The 23,971-nt window shown below is 74.8% G+C and carries 21 protein-coding genes; 15 read left to right on the top strand and 6 right to left on the bottom strand.

Annotation, left to right across the window (positions count from 1 at the left end; translation table 11 throughout):
• Positions 1-641 precede the first annotated feature (641 nt).
• The 10 genes from BF93_RS08120 to BF93_RS08165 all read left to right on the top strand — a co-directional run bounded on the left by BF93_RS08120 (position 642) and on the right by BF93_RS08165 (position 5,405).
• The gene (locus BF93_RS08120) at positions 642-914 is read left to right on the top strand and encodes a GlsB/YeaQ/YmgE family stress response membrane protein (protein ID WP_038371953.1); all 273 of its coding nucleotides are present in this window, start codon (positions 642-644) and stop codon (positions 912-914) included.
• Positions 915-1,097: 183 nt separating this feature from the next.
• Positions 1,098-1,613: an Asp23/Gls24 family envelope stress response protein gene (locus BF93_RS08125; RefSeq protein WP_038371954.1), complete on the top strand. Its 516-nt coding sequence runs from the start codon at positions 1,098-1,100 to the stop codon at positions 1,611-1,613.
• A 29-nt stretch (positions 1,614-1,642) separates the two neighbouring features.
• A complete protein-coding gene (locus tag BF93_RS19760) occupies positions 1,643-1,819 on the top strand; it encodes a hypothetical protein (RefSeq protein ID WP_038371955.1) in 177 nt (58 codons plus the stop codon).
• Between the two features lie 2 nt (positions 1,820-1,821).
• Entirely contained in the window at positions 1,822-2,166 is a 345-nt protein-coding gene (locus tag BF93_RS08135) for an Asp23/Gls24 family envelope stress response protein (RefSeq protein ID WP_198025385.1), read from the top strand.
• A complete protein-coding gene (locus BF93_RS08140) occupies positions 2,163-2,711 on the top strand; it encodes a DUF6286 domain-containing protein (RefSeq protein WP_038371957.1) in 549 nt (182 codons plus the stop codon). The genes BF93_RS08135 and BF93_RS08140 overlap by 4 nt, the downstream gene beginning before the upstream one ends.
• Before the next feature lie 13 nt (positions 2,712-2,724).
• Entirely contained in the window at positions 2,725-3,432 is a 708-nt protein-coding gene (locus tag BF93_RS19555) for a hypothetical protein (protein WP_051486707.1), read from the top strand.
• Entirely contained in the window at positions 3,429-4,040 is a 612-nt protein-coding gene (locus BF93_RS08150; RefSeq protein WP_038371959.1) for an RNA polymerase sigma factor, read from the top strand. Before BF93_RS19555 ends, BF93_RS08150 begins: the two co-directional genes overlap by 4 nt.
• Complete coding sequence (locus tag BF93_RS08155; RefSeq protein WP_051486739.1) at positions 4,037-4,594, top strand: hypothetical protein; 558 nt, start codon at positions 4,037-4,039, stop codon at positions 4,592-4,594. Before BF93_RS08150 ends, BF93_RS08155 begins: the two co-directional genes overlap by 4 nt.
• The gene (locus BF93_RS08160) at positions 4,578-4,901 is read left to right on the top strand and encodes a hypothetical protein (RefSeq protein WP_038371961.1); all 324 of its coding nucleotides are present in this window, start codon (positions 4,578-4,580) and stop codon (positions 4,899-4,901) included. The genes BF93_RS08155 and BF93_RS08160 overlap by 17 nt, the downstream gene beginning before the upstream one ends.
• A gap of 9 nt (positions 4,902-4,910) precedes the next feature.
• Positions 4,911-5,405 carry a 4'-phosphopantetheinyl transferase family protein gene (locus BF93_RS08165; RefSeq protein WP_051486708.1) on the top strand — a complete coding sequence of 165 codons (495 nt, stop codon included), beginning with the start codon at positions 4,911-4,913 and terminating at the stop codon, positions 5,403-5,405.
• Here BF93_RS08165 and BF93_RS08170 read toward each other — a convergent pair.
• The 4 genes from BF93_RS08170 to BF93_RS08195 all read right to left on the bottom strand — a co-directional run bounded on the left by BF93_RS08170 (position 5,378) and on the right by BF93_RS08195 (position 13,840).
• Positions 5,378-6,751, bottom strand: coding sequence for a M1 family metallopeptidase (locus tag BF93_RS08170; RefSeq protein WP_051486709.1), 1,374 nt, complete (start codon positions 6,749-6,751; stop codon positions 5,378-5,380). The two genes, BF93_RS08165 and BF93_RS08170, sit on opposite strands and share 28 nt — an antisense overlap.
• Positions 6,748-10,704: a Pls/PosA family non-ribosomal peptide synthetase gene (locus BF93_RS08175; protein ID WP_038371963.1), complete on the bottom strand. Its 3,957-nt coding sequence runs from the start codon at positions 10,702-10,704 to the stop codon at positions 6,748-6,750. Before BF93_RS08175 ends, BF93_RS08170 begins: the two co-directional genes overlap by 4 nt.
• Before the next feature lie 528 nt (positions 10,705-11,232).
• Positions 11,233-12,210: an endonuclease domain-containing protein gene (locus BF93_RS08185; RefSeq protein ID WP_156954096.1), complete on the bottom strand. Its 978-nt coding sequence runs from the start codon at positions 12,208-12,210 to the stop codon at positions 11,233-11,235.
• Positions 12,211-12,517: 307 nt separating this feature from the next.
• Positions 12,518-13,840 carry a UDP-glucose dehydrogenase family protein gene (locus BF93_RS08195; RefSeq protein ID WP_038372067.1) on the bottom strand — a complete coding sequence of 441 codons (1,323 nt, stop codon included), beginning with the start codon at positions 13,838-13,840 and terminating at the stop codon, positions 12,518-12,520.
• A gap of 262 nt (positions 13,841-14,102) precedes the next feature.
• Between BF93_RS08195 and rfbB the strand changes: the two genes are divergently transcribed.
• The 5 genes from rfbB to BF93_RS08220 all read left to right on the top strand — a co-directional run bounded on the left by rfbB (position 14,103) and on the right by BF93_RS08220 (position 20,662).
• Complete coding sequence (gene rfbB / locus BF93_RS08200) at positions 14,103-15,104, top strand: dTDP-glucose 4,6-dehydratase (RefSeq protein WP_038371966.1); 1,002 nt, start codon at positions 14,103-14,105, stop codon at positions 15,102-15,104.
• A gap of 31 nt (positions 15,105-15,135) precedes the next feature.
• Positions 15,136-16,560, top strand: coding sequence for a sugar nucleotide-binding protein (locus tag BF93_RS08205; protein ID WP_038371967.1), 1,425 nt, complete (start codon positions 15,136-15,138; stop codon positions 16,558-16,560).
• Positions 16,561-16,764: 204 nt separating this feature from the next.
• Entirely contained in the window at positions 16,765-17,991 is a 1,227-nt protein-coding gene (locus BF93_RS08210) for a S1 family peptidase (RefSeq protein WP_038371969.1), read from the top strand.
• Between the two features lie 263 nt (positions 17,992-18,254).
• Positions 18,255-19,805: an alkaline phosphatase D family protein gene (locus tag BF93_RS08215; protein WP_038371970.1), complete on the top strand. Its 1,551-nt coding sequence runs from the start codon at positions 18,255-18,257 to the stop codon at positions 19,803-19,805.
• Between the two features lie 11 nt (positions 19,806-19,816).
• Positions 19,817-20,662 carry a polysaccharide lyase family protein gene (locus BF93_RS08220; RefSeq protein ID WP_051486711.1) on the top strand — a complete coding sequence of 282 codons (846 nt, stop codon included), beginning with the start codon at positions 19,817-19,819 and terminating at the stop codon, positions 20,660-20,662.
• Between the two features lie 51 nt (positions 20,663-20,713).
• Here BF93_RS08220 and BF93_RS08225 read toward each other — a convergent pair whose 3' ends face one another.
• A complete protein-coding gene (locus BF93_RS08225) occupies positions 20,714-22,411 on the bottom strand; it encodes an amidohydrolase (protein ID WP_038371972.1) in 1,698 nt (565 codons plus the stop codon).
• A gap of 71 nt (positions 22,412-22,482) precedes the next feature.
• A complete protein-coding gene (locus BF93_RS08230) occupies positions 22,483-23,955 on the bottom strand; it encodes a sodium/glutamate symporter (RefSeq protein ID WP_051486712.1) in 1,473 nt (490 codons plus the stop codon).
• Positions 23,956-23,971: the final 16 nt, after the last annotated feature.

The following is a 23,971-nucleotide window of genomic DNA, read 5'->3' on the forward strand; positions in this document are numbered from 1 at the left end:
CCCCGCCGCCCGGCCGGCGGTCCGACGGGGATAGCGCCCCCGAGGGCGGCCGCGCTCAGGGCGGTCTCCCGGCGACCGCGGTCGCCGCAGCAGGGCCGCTGCGGCGACGATGCGCTGCGCGGGCGCGCCGTCGCCGGGCCCCGGGCCCGCCCACCGGCTGCGCCGCCCCGAGCGGTCGCGTGCTGACCTGGGGTGACGCGAGGGTTCCGGGTGGTCCGCACCGGCCGCGGGCCGCTGCGCCGCGTCGTCCCGACGGGCTCCGGGCCGCCGCCGCAGCGGGCGCCGGCGGACGGGGCGGCGCGGCCCCGCGACGGGCGGGGAGGACGATGGTCCCGAGGCCGGGGATCGGGCCGCCGCATCCCGGAGCCCGGTGCGGATCCCGGTCGCCGCGGCCCGCGCCGGGAGGACCGGATGCGCGGGGGCGGCGGCGCGCCCGGCGGCCCCGTTCCGACCGTGCGGTCGACCGATCGTCCTGGTCGCAGCACTGCGCGAGGCCCTGGCGTCCTGGCGCAGAAGGCGTACCGTAGAGCGTGAGCTGCGTCCCGTCAGGGGCGTGACAGGGGTGCTCCCGCCGCACGGCGGAGCCCTCGCCGCGACCCGGCATCGCGCCGGGCGCTGAGGAAGTAGAAGGAGGAGAACCCATGGTCATCATCGGTTGGATCATCGTCGGTCTCATCGCCGGAGCACTCGCCCGGCTCATCCTCCCCGGGAAGCAGGCCGGGGGCTGGATCAGCACCATCCTGCTGGGTGTCATCGGCGCCTTCGTCGGAGGCCTCCTGTTCGGCATCTTCGGCGGCAAGGGGGTCGGGGCCGTGCTCTCGGATCCCTGGTCCTGGGGCTCCCTGTTCATCGCCGTCATCGGCGCGATCGTCTTCTCGTTCGTGTGGGGCCTGATCACCAAGGACCGCGCCTGAGGCGCACCCCGCCCGATCCCGGAGCCCCGGGTCGCCGCCAGCCGGCGGCGGCCCGGGGCTCCTCCGTTCCCGGGACGTGTGCGGCGCCACATCGCGGCGCGTGACATCCGGGGCGGTCGTGACGTCCTGGAGGTGTCCGCGAAGGGCAGCCGGCGAACGACCGGCCCGAACACAGGAGGAACCATGGCGAGCACCCCCGACCCGCAGGCAGGTCAGCAGCAGGACGCCCGGCCCGGCAGCCGCGCGGCCGCGGCGGGAGCGCGGCAGGAGGACGCGGCGCAGACGCCGCGCGGACCGCTGCAGACCAGCCGCGGCATCACCACCCTCGACGAGACCGTGGTCGCGAAGATCGCGGGCATGGCCGCCCGCGAGGTTCCCGGCGTGCACGACATGGGCAACGCCGCCCGGCGCATGTTCAGCGCCGTCACCGACCGGATCCCCAACGCGCAGACCAACGTCGCCGGGGGGATCAGCGTCGAGAAGGGCGACACGCAGACCGCGATCGACGTGACCATCGTCGTCGAGTACGGCGCCTCCATCGTCGAGGTGGGCGATGCGATCCGCCGCAGCATCATCGAGCAGATCGAGACCACCACCGGCCTCGAGGTGCTCGAGGTCAACGTCAACGTCGTGGACGTCCACCTGCCCGAGGACGACGCCGCCCGCGACGAGGGCGCCCGCGGCACCGAGCTGCAGTGACCCGCCCGCCCCGACCCGAAGGAGCTGTCATGAAGACATCGCACCTGAGCCTGCTGGTGGGCCTGCTGCTGGGGGCGGTCCTCGCCTTCGGCACGTTCTCGCAGTTCTTCCTCGTCCTGGTGTTCGCGATGGTGGGCCTGGCCGTGGGCCTGGTCATCGACGGCCGGATCGACATCCAGGGCATCTCCGAGCGCCGGAGGGGATGACCGTGACCGGCCTCGACACCCTCGTCCGGGGCAGCACGACGGTCCCGCGGCAGGTCGTCGCCCGCATCGCCGAGCAGGCCGCCGCGGAGACCGCCGCGTCGGCCGCGGGCCGCGGCGCCCGCCCCGCGGCCCGCCCCGACGCCGACTGCGAGCTGTACGGCCGCACGGCCGTGCTCCGCCTCGAGGTCGACCTCGCCCACCCCGTCCCGCTCGCCGCGACCCTCCGGTCGCTGCGCGCGCACGTCGTCCGGCGCGTCGAGGCGCTCGCCGGCGTCTCGGTGGGGCGCCTCGACGTCGAGATCCGGGCGCTGCGCCCCCAGGACCCCGCGCGAGGAGGCCCGCGATGAGCACGAGCCCCCGCCCCCTGGTGGCGCGCCCCACCCGCACCGTCCCGGCGACCCTGCTGGCGCTCGCCCTGCTGACCGCCGGCGGCCTGGCCCTGTGGGCCCTCGGCGCGCTGCTCCTCACCGGGAGCTGGCCCGCGCCGCTGCAGGAGCCGATGGCCCGCCTCGGGGCGCTGCGCCTCGCGGACCGGGCCCTGCTCGCGGCCGCCGCCGGCTGCGCGGTCCTCGGGATCGTGCTGCTGGTCGCCGCCCTGCGGCCCGGCCGGCCGCGCACCCGCGCGGTGCTGGGCGACGCCGTCCCCGGCACCACCGCGCTGCCGCACCGCGACCTCGAGCGCCGCCTCCGGGCCCGCCTCGAGCAGGTCGACGGGGTCCGGTCCGCCCGGGCCGCCGCCGGACCCCGCACCGTGCGGATCACCGTGTCGACCGTCCTGGAGGACACCGCGCCCGTCCTCGCGGCGGCGCGGCGCGCCGCCCACGGGACGATCGCCGAGATCCGCCCCGTCCACGACCCGCGCGTGCTCGTGCGAGCACGACGGACCTCCTGAGAGGAGGACAGGAATGCGCAGCATCTCCGGGGCACGCAACCGGACCGCGCTGGCCCTCGCCGGCCTCGCCGCGCTGACGGCGGCCGTCCTGCTGGCCGCCGTCCCGCTGGACCTCGGCGCCGCCTGGCCGCAGCTCGCCCCCGCCCTGCCCGAGCCGGGGACCGAGCTCGCCCGGTTCGCGCAGGCCCATCGGACCGGGCTGCTGCCGGCCGCGGTCGTCCTCGCGGCGCTCGGCGTCGCCGCCGGGATCGCGCTGCTGCGGTCCCAGATCCCCACCCGGCCCGATGCGACCCGCCGCCGGGTGCTGGACGAGGACGGCACCCTGCTGGCCTCCTTCCGGCCGCAGGTGCTCGAGCGGGCCCTGACCGAGCAGGTCGAGGCGGAGCCCGGGGTGCGCTCGGCCGTGGTCCGCCTGGGCGGGCCGCTCAGCGCACCCTGGATCCAGGCGAGCATCGGCGTGGCCGAGGACGCGGAGATCGCCGCGGCGATCGCCGGAGCCCGTGCCCTGCTGGCGCGCGAGGTCCGCACCGTCCTCGGCGCGGACCCGGACCGCGTCGACGTGCTGGTGGCGCTGCGCACCGCGGCCGCCCGCGGCCGCCGCCCCGCGCATGTCGAGGCCGCGCGGTCGGCCCCCTCGGGGCCCGCCCCCGCGGCGGACCCGGAGCCGGACCCGGACCCGGCCCCGGCGCCGGCGCCCGCGGCAGGAGCCGGGGCCGCATGAGCACCGCACCCGACGACGAGGAGCGCCAGGAGGACCGCTTCCTCGTCCTGCGCGCCCAGGACGGGGACGTGGCCGCCTTCGAGCAGCTCGTCGACCGCCACCAGGGGCGGCTGTTCCGCTCCGCCTACCTGCTGCTGGGCGATCGGCAGGAGGCCGAGGACGTCGTGCAGGACACCCTCGTGCAGGCCTGGAAGCGCATCGGCCTGCTCGAGGAGCCCGCCGCCTTCCGCGGCTGGATCTCCCGGATCTGCACGCGGCGGGCCACCGACGTGGTGCGCCGCCTCGCGCGGCGCGCCACCCGGGCGCACGCCGACGAGGACCTCGAGCTCGTCGCCGACGGCGCACCGGACGGCGACGGCCTCCGCGCAGGCATCGGCCGCACCCCCGACCCCGCCCGCAGCGCCGAGGTCAACGCGCAGCTGCGCGCCCTCACCGACGTCCTCGACCAGCTCGATCCCGACCTGCGCACCGCCTGGGTGCTGCGCGAGGTCGAGGAGCTCCCGTACCGCGAGATCGCGCACATCACCGGCGGTACCGAGGCCACGGTCCGTGGCCGGCTGGCCCGCGCCCGCAGACAGATCTTCGACCGGATGGAGGGATGGAGATGACCGACGACACGCGCACTCCGACCCCGGAACCGCCCGAGACCCCCGACGACCCCGAGGAGACCCTCTCCCACGAGGCGACCCTGCGCTATCAGGAGATGATCCGCTCCGCCCGGAGGGAATGGACGCAGCAGGAGGAGCGCGGCGACGCCTCCGTGCAGCTGTCCGCGCGGGCGATGGACCTCATCAAGGCCTCCGTGCGCGCCGAGGTCCGCCACGGCCGGCAGGTCGAGATGCCGCCCACCCCCGAGGGGCCCTACAGCCTCTCCGAGCTGGCCCTGCGCACCCTCATCCGGGAGACGGTCGACGCCGTGCCCGGGGTGCGGGCCCTGCGCTCGCGGGTGGACCACGCCGAGCCCCACGGCGAGCGGCTCTCCCGCGGCCGGCCCGTCCGCATCGCCTGCCGGATCACCGCCTCCCGGCGCTGCCGCGACCTGCCCGCGCTCGCCGAGACGGTGCGCGGCGCCGTTCTCGAGGCCTGCGAGCGCGAGCTCGACCTGTCCCTGCCCGCCGTCGACATCCACATCGAGGATCTCCATGATGACGACACCGCCTAGGATCACCGCCTCCGAGCTGGTCGAGATCGTCGGCGCCCTGCCCGGGGTGCGCGGCATCGAGCCGGGGATCGGCTCCGCGCTGCGCACCATCGACGCCCGGATCCGCCGTGCCGGCGAGGGCGCCGTCCACTACGGCGTCGTGATCGACCCCGAGGGCGGGACGATCACCCTCGAGGTCGGCCTGGAGCGGGGCGCCGGACCCGTGCGGGAGATCGTCGCGCTGCTGCAGCGCACGGTGCGCGAGGCCGTGACCGGCGACCTCCCGCCGGACACGGTGATCCGCGTGAAGGTGCAGTCCCTGACCTAGGATTCCCGGGTGGACCCCGAGGTGCAGATCCATCCGGTCGCGGCGGACGCCGAGGCGATCCTCCGCGATCAGGTCGCCGCCCTCCTCGGCGTCGGCCCGGCGACCGTGCAGGTGGGGCGGCTGTGCCCGCGCTGCGGCTCCTCCGCGCACGGACGGCCCTGGGCGCGGGCCGCCGGGCGCAGGGAGCAGGTCGGGGTGAGCATCTCCCGCTCCGGCCCGCACCTGGTGACCGCGGTGGGGCGCCAGGCGCACCTGGGCGTGGACATCGAGCAGATCGCCGCCGTCGCCGCCGGCTGGGACAGCACGCTCGTGCTGCACCCGAGCGAGCACGGCCAGGACCGCGACCCCGCCGCGCAGGCGGCCCTGTGGTGCCGCAAGGAGGCGATCCTCAAGGCCGACGGCCGCGGCCTCGCGGTGCCGATGGCCTCCCTGCGGGCGGCCGACCACCCGGTGCGGGACCTCCCCGCTCCGGAGGGCTACCGCCTGGCGCTCGCCGCCTGGTGAGGGCCGGGCATCGCCGGCAGCGGCAGGCGGTCCAGCCATGCGTCGAACAGCCCGCCCAGGTCCTCGCCGGAGCGCGCCGCGGCGTGCTCGACGAACATCTCGGTGGTGACGCTGCCGGCCGCGTGCTCGGCGACCCACGAGCGCAGGATGTCGAAGAACATCGCATCCCCCACCCGGCAGCGCAGCGCATGCAGGGTCAGGGCGCCGCGCTTGTAGACGCGGTCGTCGAACATCAGCGCGGGGCCGGGGTCGCGCAGCAGCAGGTCCTGCGGCAGCCGGGAGAGCTTGGAGTGGTGCTGCGCCGCGCGCTCGGCCGCGGACCGGCCGCCGGAGTGCTCGGACCACAGCCACTCGCTGTAGCAGGCGAACCCCTCGTGCAACCAGATGTCGCGCCAGCTGCTCGCGGTGACCGCATTGCCGAACCACTGGTGGGACAGCTCGTGGGCGACCAGGCGGACGCTGTCCCATTCGGCGGAGACGAAGTTCTGCCCGAAGGTCGACAGCCCCTGCGACTCCAGCGGGATCTCCAGGTCGTCCTGGGTGATCACCGCCGTGTAGGAGTCGAAGGGGTAGGGCCCGAAGCAGGAGGCGAAGAAGGCGAGCATCTCCGCCTGCCGCCCGAAGGAGGCGTCGAACGCGGCCCGGTCGCGCTGCGGCGGGGCGATCGTGCGCACCGGCACCGGCGGCGCCGACTCGCGCACCACCTCGTACCGGCCGATCTGCACCGTCGCCAGGTACGTCGCCATCGGCACCGGCTGCTCGTACGTCCAGGTCACCGAGCTGCCGTGGCGGCGGGTGCCCACCAGCTCGCCGGAGACGGCCACGTAGTAGTCCGCCGGCGCGCTCACGTGCAGGCGGTAGGTGGCCTTGTCGTCGGGACGGTCGTTGCAGGGGAACCAGGACGGCGCGCCGTGGGGCTGCGCGGCGACGATCGCGCCGTCGGCCAGCTCCTCCCAGCCGGCCGTGCCCAGCACCCGCGAGGGCACCGGCCGCGGCCTGCCGTCGTAGCGCACCCGCACCTCGAACTCCTCGCCGGCGCGGATCGCCCGGGCGATCACGAGCTTGCCCTGCTGGTGGCGCGACGGGCGGGCGCGGCCGTCGACGAAGACCTTCTGCGCGCGCAGGGCGTGCAGGTCCAGCCGGATCGCGGGGGCATCGGCCAGCGCCCGGCAGCGCAGTGTGGCCTCCGCATTCAGTCGGTTTCCCGCGACCTTGTAGGCCAGGGTGATCTCGTAGTGGTCCACGGCGAAGCTCGCCTCGCCGTGCCCGGGCACGTACGGGTCGGTGCCCGCTCCGCGTGGTCCTGCCGTGCTCGCTCCTGCTGCGCTCGTTCGTCCTGCGCTCATTCCTGCTCCTCCCAGGGGCCGATGGGGTTGCCGACCCAGCGCGTGGACGCGGGCACGCCCTCGCCGCGCATGACCAGCGAGACCGGGCCGACGGTGGCATGGCGGCCGATGCTCGCCGCCGGCAGGATCACGCTGTTGGGTCCCAGGGTCGCGCCGTCGGCGAGGGTCACGGCGTCCATGCTCAGCACCCTGTCATGGAACAGGTGGGTCTGGACCACGCAGCCGCGGCCCACCGTCGCCCCGTCGCCCAGGGAGACCAGGTCCGTCTCCGGCAGCCAGTAGCTCTCGCACCACACCCCGCGGCCGATGCGCGCGCCCAGCGCCCGCAGCCACCAGGTCAGGGCGAGGGTGCCCGTGGCCGTGCGGGCGAACCACGGCGCGGCGAGGACCTCCGTGAAGGTGTCGGCCAGCTCGTCGCGCCACACGAAGGAGGTCCACAGGGCATGGTCGCCCGCGCGGTGCCGTCCCACGATCAGCCACTTCGCGGCCACCGTGATCGCGGCCGCGGCGACGCTGCCGGCCAGCAGCACCGCCCCGCCCGCGAGCAGCACCAGCAGCGGGCCCCACAGCGTGCTCTCGGGGGCGCCGAGGGCGGCGGTCGCGCGGGGCGCCGGGCCCGTCGGCCGCGGATCCATCAGCCACCACAGCGCGGCAGCGACGGCCAGGTGCAGGACGATGGCCACCAGCATCGGCAGCAGGCGGCAGGTCTCGACGAGGCCGCGCAGCACCCGCAGCCGCAGCGGGGGATCGTAGGTGCGGGCCTCGTCCTGGTCGGAGCTGGTGCGGCGCAGCTTGCGCGGCGGGCTGCCCATCCAGGAGGTTCCGGCCTTGGCGGACTTGCGTCGCGGCGCCGCGGAGAGCACCGCGACCAGCGACTGCTTGGGCACCTTGCGGCCGGGGGCCAGCATGCCGGAGTTGCCGACGAAGGCGCGCTTGCCGACCTTCACCCGCTCCACGCGGATCCGCCCGCCGCCCAGCTCGTAGGAGCCGATCAGCGTGTCATCGGCGAGGAAGGCGTGGTCGCCCACCTGCACCAGCTTCGGGATCATGAGCACGGTGGAGGCCTCGACGCCCGCACCGATCCGGGCGCCCAGCAGGCGCAGCCAGATCGGCGTGAGGGCGCCGGAGTACAGGGGGAACAGCCAGGTGCGGGTCTCGTCCAGCAGTCGCAGGGTGCCCCAGATCGCGACGCCCGCCCCGGAGCGCACCGGGTAGTGGCCGGGGGTGATGCCCAGCGCGAGCACCCGGGTCAGCAGCAGCACCCCCAGGGCGAGGGTCGCGTAGCCGGCCAGGGCCGCCACCGGCAGCCAGGGCAGCGCCGCGGCGAGCGCCGCGCCCAGGGTCTCCGTCCCGCGCACGGCGGGAGCCAGCACCGCCGCGCCGACCACTACCGCGAGCGCCGGCAGCCCCGCGATCAGTGCGCCGACCAGGCCGTACAGGGCCGTCCACAGGGGGCTGCGGCGCGGGGGCGTCGCCTCCCACGGCCCGCGGGCCGTGCCCTGGCGGGAGGCGGGGGCGCCGGACCAGTACTCCGCGGCGCCGACCGTTGCGGTGACGAAGGAGCCGGGGGCGACCTCGGCATCCTTGCGGATGCGCGCGCCGGGGCCCAGGGTGCTGCGGGCCCCCACCCGGGCACGGGCGCCGATCCGGACGGTGCCGATCCGCACCCGGTCGCCGTCGATCCAGGTGCCGGCCAGGTCGACCTCCGGCTCGATCGCGGCGTGCGCGCCGACCTCGAGCATGCCGGTGACCGGCGGCAGGGTGTGCATGTCCACGTCCCGGCCGATGCGGGCGCCCAGCAGGCGGGCGTAGAACGGGAACCAGGCCGCGCCGCCGAGGGCCGCGGCCCCCAGCTCGTCCTGGATCCGCTCGGCCAGCCACAGCCGCAGGTGCACGCGGCCGCCGCGCGGGTAGGCGCCCGGCTGCAGGCCGCGCAGCAGGATCCGCGCCGCGAGCGCGGCGAGGATTATCCGGCCCGGCGGGGTGAGGAAGGCCGCGCCCGCGGCGACCAGCAGCCCCGGCGGGAACGCCGGCATCCACGGCAGGTCGGTGAGGGCCGCGCCGATGCTCGAGAGGATCATCAGCGCGGTGATCCAGCGCAGCGCCGCCAGGCCCCGCAGCGGCACCAGCGCCACCAGCTGCGCGATCTGGGAGCGGCGGCGCAGCGGCGGCACCCGCCGGTCCGAGGCGACGCTCGTGCTGCCCATCGCCTCGAGGAAGGCGGCGAGGTCGCCGAGGCGCGGGTGGGCGTACACGTCGCCGACGGCGACCTCCGGATGGCGGGTGCGCAGGCGGCTGACCACCTGCGCGGCCGTCAGCGAGCCGCCGCCGAGGTCGAAGAAGTCGTCCGCGGGGGAGGAGGCCTCGGCGCCCAGCACATCGGCCCAGATCTCCGAGATCCAGGCGGCCGTGCCCGAGAGCGCCGGGCCGCCCGGCCCGCCCGGGCCGCGGAGGCCGCGGGGGCCGGCGGCGGGCAGCGGCCAGGGCAGCGCGTCGCGGTCCACCTTGCCGGAGGTGCGGGTGGGCAGCTCGTCCACCACCGCCAGGCGCGGCACCAGGGCCGCGGGCATGCGCTCGCGCAACAGGGTCTTGGCCTCCTCCGCGTCGTAGCGGTCGTCGACGGTGAGGTAGCCGACCAGCAGCCGGTTGCCCGAGCGGGAGGAGCGCACCGCCGCGGCGGCGGAGCGCACCCCCGGCAGCCGCAGCATCTGGTCGTCGATCTCGCCCAGCTCGATGCGGCGGCCGCCCAGCTTGATCTGGTCGTCCGCCCGGCCGGCGAAGACCAGGCCCGCCGGGTCGTGGCGCACCCGGTCCCCGGAGCGGTACGCCCGCTCCCAGCCGAGGGTGGGCATCGGCGCGTACTTCTCGGCGTCCTTGTCCGGGTCGAGGTAGCGGGCCAGCCCCACCCCGCCGATGATCAGCTCGCCGGTCCCGCCCTCGGGCACCGGGCGGCCCTCCTCGTCGACGACCGCCAGGTCCCAGCCGTCCAGCGGCAGACCGATGCGCACCGGGTCCGTGCCGTCCAGCAGGGCCCCGCACGCCACGACGGTCGCCTCGGTGGGGCCGTAGGTGTTCCACACCTCGCGGCCCGGGGCCTGCAGGCGCGCGGCGAGCTCCGCCGGGCAGGCCTCCCCGCCCATGATGAGCAGGCGCACCTTCTCCAGCGCCGCGCCGGGCCACAGCGCCACCAGCGTCGGCACCGTCGAGACGATCGTGATGTCGTTGGCCACCAGCCACGGCCCCACGTCCACGCCCGAGCGCACCAGCGAGCGGGGCGCCGGCACCAGGCACGCGCCGTACGCCCAGGCCAGCCACATCTCCTCGCAGCTCGCGTCGAAGGCGACGGACAGCCCCGCCATCACCCGGTCGCCGGGGGCGATCGGCTGCTCCTGCAGGAACATCCGCGACTCGGCGTCGACGAAGGCCGCCGCATTGCGGTGCGTGACGGCCACGCCCTTCGGCTTCCCGGTCGAGCCGGAGGTGAAGATGACCCAGGCGTCGTCCTCCGGCAGCGGCGGGCGCGGCTGCGCGATGGCGGGCCGCTCCGGGCCCACCGGCGTGATCATGAGCCCGTTGCCGATGATCGCCGCGGCCCCGGACTCCTCGAACACGACCCGGGCGCGCTCGTCGGGGTCGTCGGCGTCCACCGGCACGTAGGCGGCGCCCGCGATCAGCGTCCCGATGATCGCCGCGTACAGGTCCGTGGTCCCCGAGACGATGCGCACCCCGACCTTCGCCCCGGGGCCGACGCCGATCTCGTGCAGGCGGGCGGCGATCTCCGAGGCGGCCTCGTCCAGCTCCGCATAGGTCAGCGACTCGGCGCCGCTGTCGATCGCGGGAGCGTCCGGGCTGGCCTCGACCGTGCGCCGGAAGACGTCCACGAGGGTGCGCGGGGACGGCGCCCTGTCGCGGGCGAGGAGGCTGGGCAGGAGGCCGGGCACGGGATCGGTCACCCCGGCATCCAACTATGCCTCGGTGAACACCGGGTGTCCCCGCACCCCGGACCGCCTCCCGCCGCGACGAACATCTCTCCCCGCCGGCCCCGCTTCGACCCCCTGCCCCGTCGCCGCCCCACCCTGTCCCCGCCCCACCCCGCTGCGCTCCGCAGCCGCCCCACCCCGCTGCGCCCCGCAGCCGCCCTGCTCGGTCCCGGCCGCGAACACGAAAGGCGGTCTCAGAGCCGTGAGCCAGGCGATTGCCTGGCTCGCGGACCTCAGACCGCCGTTCGTGCACGCTCCGCACCTGCCCGCGGTCGGCGGGCGCGCGCATGGGGTGCTCGTCTCCGCGAGGGTCGCTGGTTGCCTCGGCGGCCCGTCCCGTCCGGGGCCCGAACACGAACGGCGTTCCCAGAGCCGTGAGCCAGGCGATTGACTGGCTCGCGGACCTCAGACCGCCGTTCGTGCACGGCACGTACCCGCACGGCGCGTACCCGAAGGGCGCGTACCCGCCCGCGGCAGGCGGGCGCGGGCGGATCACTCCGATCAGTCGCGGCCTGCCCGGCCGGGTGCCGTCGCTGCGGAGGTTCCGAGCACACGTCTCGGGATGTCGACCCGGGCCCGGAGGGACGGCTGCGTCCGCAGTCGGGGCCGGGACTCGACCCGACCGGCCCGACGCATCCGTGGAGCGCGATGGATCTCATGGCGCACGAGGTCCGTGAGGTACGAGGACGTGCTCTCCCAATCGAGCATCACATCGCGCCAGGTCAGCCGGACGACGACGTATCCGCGCAGCACCGCCTCCCGGTCGCGGCGCCGGTCCTCGTGGTAGGTGTCGTCGCTGGTGTGGAACTGCCGGCTGTCGCACTCGATGATGAGCTTCTCCCCGACCAGCAGATCGACCCGGCCCACTCCTGCGATCCGGACTTGCACGCCGAGCTTCACCCGCAGCTTCTGCAGGTGACGACGTACTCGAGTCTCGGTACCGGATTCTGCGCGCTTCTCGATCGTGCCGATCGCCCGGCGCACCTTCTGGGGCAGACGGAGGAGGAGTTCTTCGAGGTCATCCGGGTGCGCGAGCCCCCGGTTCGCGACCGAGTCCAGCATGATGGCGAGGTCCTCGACCGGTACGCAGGCCGCGGCGTGCTCGAGCGCCACGAGCAGCGGCATGATCGGCTCGTCGTCCGGCCACGCCTCGAGGCGGCCATGCGTGTGGACCGGCGAATCGTCCGATGCGGGGACGAGCGCGGCGCTCGTCATGCGCCGACCGATCTCGTGCAGACCCGGGGAGTGCACCACCCACACGCCGTAGTGCTTCAGGGCAGGAACACACGTCAGCCGATTTCCTCGCCGCAGGGCCGCGGTGACATCCGCAGGTGCGCCCGCCTCCGCATACCAGCCCGGGGCGCAGCGGCGGAGCGTGCCGCTCTCGAGCCGCGCGGCGATCTCTCGGCGGTTCACCCCGGCGGCCCGGAGGTCCCGGTAGGTCCAGAGTCTCAGAAGTGCCCTCAGCCCTGTGCGCATCCGCCCATGCTCGCGGGTCATCGGGCTCGGCGCACGGAGGCCTCCGCGGGCTGTGGATAACCCCGGGCCGATGCGGCGGGCGGGCACGAACGGCTGGCTGAGGTCCTCGAGCCAGGCAATCGCCTGGCTCGAGGACCTGGGACAGCCGTCTGTGTCCGCCGACCTGCGGGATCGGTCCGGTGCGGAGCAGGATCAGAGGCCGGGCAATGGGAAAGCGGAGCCGGGGCAGGCGGGGCTCGGCTGGGTAGGGGCCTGATGGGCCGGGCGGGGGCCTGATGGGGCGGGTCCGGGGCCGGCCGGACCCGGGTCAGCGGCGGCCGAGGCCGAGGGCCTCCCAGCCGGCGTCGCGCCAGCTGCCGAGGTCGAGGACGCCGCGGCCGTCGATGATCACGGGGCGGGAGACGAGGACCCGGGCGCGGACGGGGTCCAGCGCGCGGTACTCGGGCCATTCGGTGAGCAGCAGCACCAGCTCGGCGCCGCGCAGCGCGTCCTCGGCGGTGTCGGCGGTGGGCAGGGACGGGTAGCGGCGGCGCACGCCGGGCAGGGCGGCAGGGTCGGCCAGGCGCACGTCGGCGCCCTCCCCGTGCAGGCGCAGGGCGATGTCCAGGGCGGGGGAGTCGCGCACGTCGTCGGTGTCGGGCTTGAAGGCGGCGCCGAGCACGGCGACGCGGCGGCCCTCGAGCCGGCCGTCCAGGGCGCGGCGGGCCAGGCGCAGCGCGTACTCGCGCCGGCCGGTGTTGATGGCGTCGATCTCGCGGAGGAAGGCGAAGGAGTCCACGGCTCCGAGCTCCCCGGCGCGGGAGATGAGGCCGCGCAGGTCCTTGGGCAGGCAGCCGCCGCCGAAGCCGATCCCGGCGCGGAGGAACTTCGGGCCGATGCGGTCGTCCATGCCGATGGCCTCGGCGACGTCGGAGACATCGGCCCCGGTGATGTCGCACAGCTCGGCGATCGCGTTGATGAAGGAGATCTTGGTGGCCAGGAAGGAGTTCGCGGAGACCTTCACCAGCTCCGCGGATTCGTAGTTGACGACCAGGCGCGGCACTCCCGCCTCGAGCAGGGGGCGGTGGACGGCGTCCAGCAGGGCGACGGCGACGGCGGCATCGGCCCCGTTCGGGTCGGCGACCCCGTAGACGAGGCGGTCGGGGCGGAGGGTGTCGGCGACGGCGAAGCCCTCGCGCAGGAACTCGGGGTTCCACACGAGGTGCACGCCGGGGAGGGGGGCGAGGCGTTGCGCGATCCTGCGGGCGGTGCCGACGGGGACCGTGGACTTGCCGACGACGAGGGTGGGGCGGCCGGCCCGGGAGCGCAGGTGCGGCTCGAGGGCGTCGAGGGCGGCGTCGATGTAGCGCAGGTCCGCGCCGAGGCCGTCCTCGCGCTGCGGGGTGCCCAGCGCCAGGAAGTGCACGTCGCAGCCGGCGAGGTCGCCGGGGTCGACGGTGAAGGAGAGCTGGCCCTCCTCGACGCCGCGGGCGAGCACCTCCGAGAAGCCGGGCTCGTGGAACGGGGCGCGGCCGGCGGCGAGGGCGCCGATGCGGTCGGCGTCGACGTCCAGGCCGGTGACGCGGTGGCCGATCTGGGCCAGGGAGGCGGCGTGCACGGCGCCGAGGTATCCGCAGCCGATGACGGACACGGCGAGCGGTCCGGGGGCCGGGGCGCGGTCCGCCGGGGCGGGGGCGGGGTCCGGGCTGGGGGCGGTGCGGGGCGGGGCCGGGGAGGGCAGGAGGTCGACCACGGGCGGGCTGCCTTTCGCGAGCGGAGCGAGGGACCGTGCCGCATCCGTAGAATGCGAGGCGGCTCGGTCGTGCGGGGACGGGCCCCGCGCCTCACCCGCGCAGTCAACGCCACCGCCGTGAACGGGACCGTCCGGCGCAGTGAACTCCAGGAGACCATCCATGACTCGTCATCTGCTCGTCACCGGTGGGGCCGGGTTCATCGGCTCCGGGTTCGTGCATCATGTGCTCGAGCACACCGATGACACGGTCACTGTGCTGGACAAGCTCACCTATGCCGGGGACAAGACGTCCCTGGAGGGGCTGCCCGATTCCCGCGTCACCCTGGTCGAGGGGGACGTGGCGGATCCGGCGGTGGTCGACGAGCTGGTCTCGGCGGCCGATGCGGTGGTGCACTACGCCGCCGAGTCGCACAACGACAATTCGCTGCGTGATCCCTCGCCGTTCCTGCAGACGAACCTGATCGGCACGTTCACGCTGCTGGAGGCGGCGCGGCGCCATGGGACGCGGCTGCACCACATCTCGACCGACGAGGTCTACGGCGACCTCGAGCTCGATGATCCGGGCCGGTTCACGGAGGCGACGCCCTACAACCCCTCCAGCCCGTACTCGGCGACGAAGGCCGGCAGCGACATGCTGGTGCGGGCGTGGGTGCGGTCCTTCGGGGTGCAGGCGACGATCTCGAACTGCTCGAACAACTACGGGCCGCGCCAGCACGTGGAGAAGTTCATCCCCCGCCAGATCACGAACCTGATGCTGGGGGTGCGGCCGCGGCTGTACGGCAGCGGGGCGAACGTGCGCGACTGGATCCACGTCGACGACCACTCCAGCGCGGTGCTGCGGGTCCTGGATGCGGGGCGGATCGGGGAGACGTACCTGATCGGCGCGGACGGCGAGAAGTCGAACCGGCAGGTCGTCGAGCTGATCCTGCAGCTGATGGGCCGCGACCCGCAGGACTACGACCTGGTCGCCGACCGGCCCGGCCACGATCTGCGCTACGCGATCGATGCCAGCAGGCTGCGCACGGAGCTGGGCTGGGAACCGGCCTACCGCGACTTCGAGGCGGGGCTGGCCGCGACGATCGACTGGTACCGCGAGCACGAGGGCTGGTGGCGCCACCAGAAGGACGTCACCGAGGCCAAGTACGCCGCCAGCGGCCAGTGACCGACCCCCGGATCCCGAAGGAGCGCACGCCATGACCGAGCTCGCCGTCCGCACCACCCCGATCCCCGGCCTGCTGGTGGTCGATCTGCCCGTGCACGGGGACGCCCGCGGCTGGTTCAAGGAGAACTGGCAGCGCGAGAAGATGATCGCTGCGGGCCTGCCGGACCTGGGGCCCGTGCAGAACAACATCTCCTTCAACCAGGCCGTCGGGGTGACCCGCGGGATCCACGCCGAGCCGTGGGACAAGTACATCTCGGTGGCGACGGGCCGCGTGTTCGGCGCCTGGGTGGACCTGCGCGAGGGCCCCACCTTCGGCACCGCGTTCTGGCACGAGATCACCCCCGAGGTCGCGATCTTCGTGCCGCGCGGGGTCGGCAACGCCTTCCAGACCTTGGAGGCCCCGGCCGCGTACACGTACCTGGTCAACGACCACTGGTCCGAGGCCGCGCAGGCGCAGTACACCTTCCTGAACCTGGCCGACGAGACCGCCGCGATCCCGTGGCCGATCCCGCTCGAGCAGGCGGAGCGCTCCGCCAAGGACCTCGCCCATCCGCGCCTGGAGGAGGTCGCCCCGGTGCCGCCGCGGCGCACGCTGGTCATCGGCGCGACCGGCCAGCTGGGCCGGGCGCTGGCCGCGCTGTGGCAGGGGCGGGCCGATGTCGACGTGGTGGGCCGGGACCGGCTGGACCTGGCCGATGCCGCGAGCGTGGACGCCGTCGACCTCGCGCCCTACGGGGTGATCGTCAACGCCGCCGCGTACACCGCGGTCGACCGTGCGGAGACGCCGGAGGGCCGCCGCGAGGCCTGGGCCGCGAACGTGACCGGCGTGGGGCGCCTGGTGGAGGCGGCGCGCCGGCATCGGGCGGTGCTCGTGCACGTCTCGAGCGACTACGTCTTCGACGGCTCGGCCGATGTCCACGGCGAGGACGAGGCCCCGAGCCCGCTGGGCGTGTACGGGCAGACCAAGGCCGCCGGGGACCAGCTGGTGGCGACCCTGCCGCGGCACTACCTGCTGCGCACGAGCTGGGTGGTGGGCGCGGGCGGCAACTTCGTGGACACCATGGCGTCCCTCGCGGCCCGGGGCGTGGACCCGAGCGTGGTGGAGGACCAGGTGGGCCGCCTGACCTTCACGGCGGATCTCGCCGCTGCGATTGACCACCTGCTGCGGGCCGATGCGCCCTTCGGCACCTACCACCTCTCCAATGCGGGGGAGCCGATGAGCTGGGCCGATGTGGCACGAGAGGTCTTCGCGGCCACGGGCCACGATCCCGCGCGGATCACCGGGGTGAGCACGGCGCAGTACTACGCCGCCCAGGGCCGCGCCGAGGGCGACGGCACGATCGCCCCGCGCCCGCGCCGCTCCGTGCTGGACCTCGCGAAGATCCGCGCCGCGGGCTTCGCGCCGCGGGACCAGCTGGAGGCGCTGCGCGAGCACCTGGGGGCGGCGGCCCGCTGAGCCGAGACCCCGGGCCCGGGCCGGGGACCGGCCCCGGGGGTCGGCCCGGGGGTCGGCCCGGAGGTGGGCGCCGACCCGCCGCCGTGACCTCTCCGTTACCTGCGCTGTTAGACGCGCCACAGAATCGTGGCTACCGTGCGGTTCTGCACGTTCCCGGAACGTGCGCATCCCTCCCCACCCCCGCACCACCGAACGGAGAGCGCCGTGAAGTTCGCTCGCATCCTCCCCCTGGCCTCCCTCGCCTCAGCCTGCCTCCTCGCCGCGAGCGCCCTGCCGGCGCTCGCCGATCCCTCCGGGGACGGCCCTCCGGCCGATCCGGACCCCAAGCTCATCGACCTCGAGCTCTCGCCCCTGGAGATCTCCCTCCTGGCCGAGGGCTCCGGGATCAGCGTCCACGAGCAGATCGACCGGCTCGAGGAGCAGGAGGCCCAGAACAACCTGTACGCCGAGCTGCACGCCCAGGGCCTCGACTTCGACGGCGCCTACTTCGACGCCGAGAACCGCCTGGTCCTGCAGGCCCCGGTCGGCTCGATCGAGGCCGAGATCGCCCTGGACATCGGCCTCGAGGTGCGTGCCCCCGAGCACGGCGAGGACGAGCTGCGGCAGATCACCTCCGAGCTGACCTCCTCCGTGCCGGTGGACACCGGGCTCGTCACGATCGCCCCCGACGTGCGGCGCGACGCGGTCGTGCTGACCGTCTCCGGCGACGCCTCCGCGGTGGAGGAGTACGCCGCGCCCTTCGGCGACGCCGTCGTCGTCGAGGAGGGCGCGCCGATGGCCGCGCACGCCACCTTCACCGGCGGCGACAAGGCCGTGATCAGCGAGACCGGCGGCTACTGCTCCGCCGGGTTCCCCGCCCGCAACAGCTCCGGGGACGAGTACATGATCTGGGCCGGGCACTGCCTCGAGGGCCGCGACGAGATCCGCGACGAGTCGGGCACGCTGCTGGCCAGGAACGCCGGCACCGAGTTCGTCTCCTACGACGGGCAGGACGACCAGGACATGGGCCTGGCGAAGATCGCCGCCGGCGTCGACATGACCAGCGAGGTCAACGACTACGGCTACGGCCAGGAGCTGGACGCGTCCCGCGGGACGTGGACGCCGCCGGTGGGCACCGACGCCTGCAAGTCCGGCGCGACCAGCGGCATCACCTGCGGAGAGATCAAGGGGTACGGCTACACCGTGGCGTACACCGACGCGCAGGGCCGCGAGCAGGCGCGGGTCACCGGGCTCGGCGCCTCGGACATCTGCACCGCGGCCGGGGACTCCGGCGGCGCCTACGTCGCCGGCGGCTACGCCATCGGCATGACCTCCGGCGGCCCGGCCGGCCAGGACTGCGGCTTCGACCAGGGCTACGTCGAGGGGACCTCGTCCTTCTTCCAGCCGGTCGAGGACGCCCTGGACCACTACGGGCTGGTGTACGCCGGCTGAGCCGGGCCGGCCGGGCCGAGGAGCCGCCGGCTCGGGGCGTCGCCGGCCCGAGCCGCCGCCGGCCCGAGCCGTCGCCGGCCCAGGTCGTCGTCGGCCGGGTGCTCGCACGATCGGCCGGATCGTCCTGACACGGAGGATCCGGTCGATCTCGCGCGTGCGGCGGCGTGCGCCGTCGGCCGATGTTCCGACGAAGGCCACCCGCAGGTCACCGGCGTCTGGGAGGCTGGGAGCGCTCCCAGCCCGTCACGACCCCAGGAGTGCGCATGCCGCCCGCCCCGCCCGTCCCGACCCTCGACCGCCGCCGTCTGCTGCAGCTGAGCGGCGCCTCGGCCGCCGTGATCGCCCTCGGCATCGACGCCCCCGCGGCGGTCGCCGACCCGCTGCCCCACCGCGAGGGGCTGTTCTCCCTGGGCGTGGCCAGCGGCGCCCCGCGCCCGGACGGCGCCGTGCTGTGGACGCGACTCGCCCCCGAGCCCCTGGCCGAGGACGGGCACGGCGGGATGCCGGCCCGGAACGTCGCGGTCCGCTGGGAGGTCGCGGCCGATGAGGGCTTCACCCGCATCGTCCGGCGCGGCCAGGCGCTGGCCCAGGCCGAGCTGGCCCATGCCGTGCATCCCCGCGTCGAGGGCCTCGACCCCGCCACGGACTACTGGTACCGCTTCGTGGTGGGGCGGCAGACGAGCCCCATCGGGCATCTGCGCACGCTGCCGGCCGAGGGGGCCGCGGTCGAGTCGTTCTCCGTCGGGGTGGTCTCCTGCCAGGCCTGGTACCACGGGCATTTCACCGCCCACAGGCATCTCGCCGCAGAGGAGGACCTCGACCTGGTCCTGTTCGTCGGCGACTACATCTACGAGTACGGCATCACGGGCAGCAACCTCTGGCGCCAGGGCGCCGAGGTCTCCGCGGCCCACGCCGTGGAGGTCGAGACGCTCGAGCAGTACCGCCTGCGCTACGCCCTGTTCAAGTCCGATCCCCATCTGCAGGCCGTGCACGCCCGCGTGCCGGCGATCGCCGTCTGGGACGACCACGAGGTCCAGAACAACTACCAGGGCGCCCGCTCCGCCTACGGACTCCCCGACGAGCTGTTCGCCCACCGCATCGCCGTCGCCTACCGCGCCTACTACGAGAACATGCCGCTGGACGCGGCGGCGCTGCCCGAAGGGCCGGCCACCGACATCACCGCCGGCATCGACGTCGGGTCGCTGGCGCGTCTCACGCTGCTCGACTCCCGGCAGTTCCGCGACCCCGAGCCCGCGAGCGCCGAGGAGCAGCAGGCCGAGGACCGCAGCATCCTCGGGGCGGAGCAGGAGGAATGGGCCGACCAGCGGCTCGTGCAGTCCCCGGCGACGTGGAACCTTCTGGCCAACGGCGTCGTGCTGACCCCGATCTCCGAGGACCGCACGGACATGTGGGACGGCTACCCGGCCGCCCGAAGCCGCCTGCTGCAGGCCATGGCCGAGGCCGGGAACGCGGTGATGCTGACCGGCGACATCCACAAGCACGTCGCCGCCGAGCTGCGCGCCGATGCCGCGGACCCGGACGCGCAGACCATCGGGGTGGAGCTGGTGTGCACGTCCGTCGCCTCCGACGGCGACGGCGCCGTGACCGACGGCTACACCGAGGACTGGACCCGTCACCCTTACGTCAAGCACTACGACGGCCGCCGCGGCTACGTCCACGTGCGCCTGACCGAGCAGGAGATGACCTCCAGCTTCTGGATCGTCCCCTGGATCGAGGCCGATGACACCGCGCCCAAGGAGCTCTCCGCCCGATTCGTCACCCCGGCGGGCGACCCCCGCCTGATCCCGGCCTGAGAGGACGCACCATGAGCCCCCGCCCCGCCACCGTCTCGGGCATCGTCGCCGAGCCCGCCCTGACCACCATCACCCTGAGCTGGGACAGCCTCGGCTTCGATCCGCTGATCGACCACTACCGCATCTACGCCGTGGCCGGCGGCGCCGCGCCCGATGCCCCGCGCGAGCAGGACCTCGTCGGCAAGACCGTCTACCCCCGCTTCGTCCACCAAGGGCTGGACCCGGCGGGGGAGGAGCGGACCTACACCGTGCTGGCGGTCTCCGACGCCGGCCGGCGAGGCCGGCCCAGCGATCCCGTCACCGCGGCCTCCCAGCCCTCGGTCACCGCGACCGGACGGGAGATCGCGAGCATCGGCGTCTTCGACGGGCGCACCCTCGAGCACCGCTTCGCCCCCTCCTCCTACGCCCGGATCCCCACCACCTACCCGGACGCCGTCATCGAGTACGTGCAGGGGACCGATCGGCCCGCAGAGGCATGGCCGTACCTGCTCCCGGGCCCGGGCGACGCCTGGGCCGGCAGGAAGGCCTACCGTGCCCGCTGGACGGTGCCGCTCCCGCAGCGGCCCGCCGGCGACCTCGACCTCGCCCTCTGGCTGGTGGACACCACGCGGCTGGGCGGGACGCTGCGGGTGAGCGTCGGCGGGAAGCACCTGGCCGATGTCACGCTGCCCCAGGGCGCCACCCGCGGCTCCCGCGAGGGCGATGCGACCGTGCCCGGATCGACCCTGCAGCGCTCCTACCATGAGCTCCCCGTGCCGGCCGCGATGCTCGACGCCGGGGAGAACGTGCTCGAGCTGCACCTGGTCGAGGGCGGCTGGGTCGCCTGGGACGCGGTGGGGCTGTTCGCGCGGGCCTGAGCGCCGCCGAGCCCTCGGGGGGCGCTGCGGCGCCCAACGGTGGACGTGCGCTCACGCCCGGTGCACGGTCCGCCCGTCCTTGATCGTGCGCAGCACGCGGATGTCGCGCAGCTGCTCCGGCGCCGTCGCCAGCGGGTCGCGGTCCAGGACCACGAGGTCCGCGCGTATTCCGGGGCGGATCGTGCCCTTGGAGTCCTCCTCGCCGTACTGGTGGGCGGCATCGGCCGTGACGGCGCGCAGCGCCTCCCAGGTCGAGATGCGCTGCTCGAGGCCGATGGGCCGGCCTTCGCGGCTGATCCGGTTCACGGCCGCCCAGATCGTGAGCATCATGTCCGGCGGGGTGACGGGCGCGTCCTGGTGCAGGGTCACGCGCAGCCCCGCGTCCAGGGCCGTGCGGGTGGGGGAGATGCGGCGCCCGCGCACGGGGCCCAGGTTGCGCAGGTGCACGTCGCCCCAGAAGTAGACGTGGACGGCGAAGATCGAGGCGATCATGTCCGCGCGCGCCATGCGGAGGATCTGGTCCGGCCGCACGGTCTGGGCGTGGATCATCACCGGGCGCATCCGGGAGGCGGCCGGGTCCCGCTCCAGCACCTGCTCCCAGGCGCGGATCCACTGCTCGGCGGCCGCGTCGCCGTTGCAGTGCACGATGAGCTGGCGGCCCTGCTCCACGGCCAGGTCGACGTATCCCGCCAGCTCCTCGTCGCGCAGCGCCGGGTAGCCGCAGGCGCAGGCGCCCGGTTCCTCGGCCGCGGCGTCGGCGCCCGCCTCCGCGGTCGCATCGGCCGGGACGGGGCCCTCCTCGAGGGGCTCGTAGGGGCTGCTCATCCATGCCGAGCGGGCCTGCGGCGACCCGTCGAGGATGATCTTGTAGCCGCCCAGGCGCAGGTTGCCGCGGTAGGCGCCGGCGAGCTCGGGATGGTCGGCGAAGCAGCCGGCCCCGCCGTGGGACATCAGCGGGTAGGCGACCACGTCCAGGTCCAGCGCCCCGGCCTGCGCGGCCGCGGCGAGGGCGTCGACCGCCGCCGGGTCGGCGGCGCCCTCCTGGGCGGTGGTGATGCCGTGGCGGAGGTAGTCCTGCTGCGCCAGGCGCAGCGCCTCGGCCGGGTCGATGGCGAGTCCCGGGATGAGGGCGGTGCCGCCGCCCTCGACGGCGAGACCGCGGCCGACCGCGGCGAGGGCGGACAGCTCCTCGATGTAGCCGTCGGGGGTGCGGCCGTCGGCCTCCCGCCCGAAGCGGCCGCCCTCGGGATCGGGGAGCTCCGCCGTGATGGCGCTGCGCCGCAGCGTCTCCGTGCTGCCCACCCCCATGTGGACGCTGCGATGCAGGACGAACACGGGCACCGTGGTGCTCACGCGGTCCAGGTCGTGGCGGGTGGGGTGGCGGTGCTCGGCGAGCAGGGCCGGGTCGTAGCGCACCCCGATGAGGGCCCGGTCCGCGTCGGCGTCCGGGCGCCGCGCCAGCTCCTCCCGGAGGGCGGCGACCATCTCGTCGATGCTGCGGACCTCGGCGAGGTCCACGCACGCCGCCATCATCCCGTGGGTGAGCAGATGCCCGTGGGGGTCGATGAAGCCCGGCAGCAGGGCGGCGCCGTCGAGGTCCACCTCCTCGTCGCCCTCGCGCAGCAGGGCGCGGCCCTCGGCGAGCGGGCCGACGTGCTCGATCAGACCGTCGCGCACGAGGACCGACTCGGGCCGCTCGTCCTGGTCGGTCATGGTGAGGATGCTGCCGTGGTGGAACAGGGTGGCCATGGGGCTCCTTCGGGTCGGGAGGGCCGCGGGCGGGCGTCCGTCGCGGACGGGGCGTCGGTCGCGGACGGGCATTAGTCGCGGGACGGGTCGACGGCTGCGGGGGAGTCCGCGGACTCCGTGGACTCGGCGGTCTCGGCGTCGGCGGCCGGGGCGGCCGCGTGCCCGCCGCGGAAGGTCCAGGTGCGCGGGCCGATGGAGCGGGTCGCCAGCATCAGCAGCACGATCCCCGCCAGCAGCGTGACGAGGATGCCGGCCGCGGGCCAGGCCCCGAGGCTGCCGGCGAAGGCCGCGGAGATCACGAGCATGGCCGGCAGGTAGGTCATCTCCGGCAGGTTCATCAGGCCCATCTCCGCCATGGTGCGGGTGCGCATGCCCGGGTCGATGATCCGCACCAGGGCCAGGCCCGTCGGGGTCGTGCCGGTGCCCGTGCCGAACATGCCCATCGCGCGCTCGAAGTCGTGGTCGGAGCCGTACCGCTGTCCCAGGAAGAACGCGATGACCAGGGACAGCGCCGTGACCACCGCGATCGTCGCGAGGATCGGCACGATCCAGGCGAGGACCACCGCCAGCTGCACGGCCATGAACGAGGCGACCACCAGGAAGTCGGAGGTGAAGCCGGTGATCCGGTTCTGCATCCCCGGGTCGAGCAGATGGTCCGCCCGCAGCAGGCCCATCGCCCAGCGCACGATGTACGCGGCCAGCAGCCCGTTGAAGAACATCAGCCCGCTCATGGTCGTGCCGAGGAACCCGGGCAGGAAGGAGAACGCCCAGGACAGGCCGTGGGCGAGGAGGTAGCACACGCCCATCACGGCCATGTGCAGCGAGAGGGTGTCGATGCTCCCGGAGAACATGGTCTGGCGGCCGATCTGCTCGGTGTCCTCCTCGGGGCCGAAATAGCCGCGCTGGACCGAGGGCGTGAACGGGGCGGCGTGGCGGGCCAGGCCCTTGCGCATGCCCCAGCGCGCGAGCGGGACGCCGAGCGCGAAGGCGGCGAAGAACCCGGCGGCGGCGAAGGCGAGACCGACGTCGACGGCGCCCTCCCAGCCCTGCTGCTCGAAGATCGCGCCGAAGGTGGCGGCCTGGCCGGGTCCCTGGGCGAAGGCGAAGGCGGCCAGCAGCCCGTACATCGGGTGCATGTCGGAGGGTCCGCCCACGGCGGCGACCACGCCGAACCCGGCGATGGCCTGCGCGGTGAACAGCACCACCCAGGTCAGGCCCATCGCCCAGGCGCCCAGCAGCAGCCCCGAGGCGCGCCGGCCCCCGGTGCGTCCCGCGGTGCCGGGGGAGTCGGTCCGCGGCGCGCGGGCCAGGCCGATCGAGATGAAGGACAGCGTGAACAGCTGCGCGGTCAGCGCCGCGAACACGGACGCGTCGACCCCGTCGACGAGGCGGGGCAGGCCGAGGTTCATGGCGATCAGGCCGAGGAACCCGGCGATCACGGTGGCGGGGACGAGGGCGCTGCGCAGCGGCGGGATCCGGCGGCGCAGGGCCACTCCGAGCAGGCAGAACGCGCCGATCAGGGACAGGGCGAGGAGAGCAGGCATGGCGGCCTCTCCGCAG

This window comes from Brachybacterium phenoliresistens, assembly GCF_000576425.1.
GTDB classification, from domain to species: Bacteria; Actinomycetota; Actinomycetes; order Actinomycetales; family Dermabacteraceae; genus Brachybacterium; species Brachybacterium phenoliresistens.

Excerpts from the sequence above, each read along its gene's own strand:
- BF93_RS08120 (WP_038371953.1), top strand. The coding sequence starts at position 642 with ATGGTCATCATCGGTTGGATCATCGTCGGTCTCATCGCCGGAGCACTC.
- BF93_RS08125 (WP_038371954.1), top strand. The coding sequence starts at position 1,098 with ATGGCGAGCACCCCCGACCCGCAGGCAGGTCAGCAGCAGGACGCCCGG.
- BF93_RS19760 (WP_038371955.1), top strand. The coding sequence starts at position 1,643 with ATGAAGACATCGCACCTGAGCCTGCTGGTGGGCCTGCTGCTGGGGGCG.
- BF93_RS08140 (WP_038371957.1), top strand. The coding sequence starts at position 2,163 with ATGAGCACGAGCCCCCGCCCCCTGGTGGCGCGCCCCACCCGCACCGTC.
- BF93_RS19555 (WP_051486707.1), top strand. The coding sequence starts at position 2,725 with ATGCGCAGCATCTCCGGGGCACGCAACCGGACCGCGCTGGCCCTCGCC.
- BF93_RS08150 (WP_038371959.1), top strand. The coding sequence starts at position 3,429 with ATGAGCACCGCACCCGACGACGAGGAGCGCCAGGAGGACCGCTTCCTC.
- BF93_RS08155 (WP_051486739.1), top strand. The coding sequence starts at position 4,037 with ATGACCGACGACACGCGCACTCCGACCCCGGAACCGCCCGAGACCCCC.
- BF93_RS08160 (WP_038371961.1), top strand. The coding sequence starts at position 4,578 with ATGACGACACCGCCTAGGATCACCGCCTCCGAGCTGGTCGAGATCGTC.
- BF93_RS08170 (WP_051486709.1), bottom strand. The coding sequence starts at position 6,751 with ATGAGCGCAGGACGAACGAGCGCAGCAGGAGCGAGCACGGCAGGACCA.
- BF93_RS08185 (WP_156954096.1), bottom strand. The coding sequence starts at position 12,210 with ATGCGCACAGGGCTGAGGGCACTTCTGAGACTCTGGACCTACCGGGAC.
- rfbB (WP_038371966.1), top strand. The coding sequence starts at position 14,103 with ATGACTCGTCATCTGCTCGTCACCGGTGGGGCCGGGTTCATCGGCTCC.
- BF93_RS08205 (WP_038371967.1), top strand. The coding sequence starts at position 15,136 with ATGACCGAGCTCGCCGTCCGCACCACCCCGATCCCCGGCCTGCTGGTG.
- BF93_RS08215 (WP_038371970.1), top strand. The coding sequence starts at position 18,255 with ATGCCGCCCGCCCCGCCCGTCCCGACCCTCGACCGCCGCCGTCTGCTG.
- BF93_RS08220 (WP_051486711.1), top strand. The coding sequence starts at position 19,817 with ATGAGCCCCCGCCCCGCCACCGTCTCGGGCATCGTCGCCGAGCCCGCC.
- BF93_RS08225 (WP_038371972.1), bottom strand. The coding sequence starts at position 22,411 with ATGGCCACCCTGTTCCACCACGGCAGCATCCTCACCATGACCGACCAG.
- BF93_RS08230 (WP_051486712.1), bottom strand. The coding sequence starts at position 23,955 with ATGCCTGCTCTCCTCGCCCTGTCCCTGATCGGCGCGTTCTGCCTGCTC.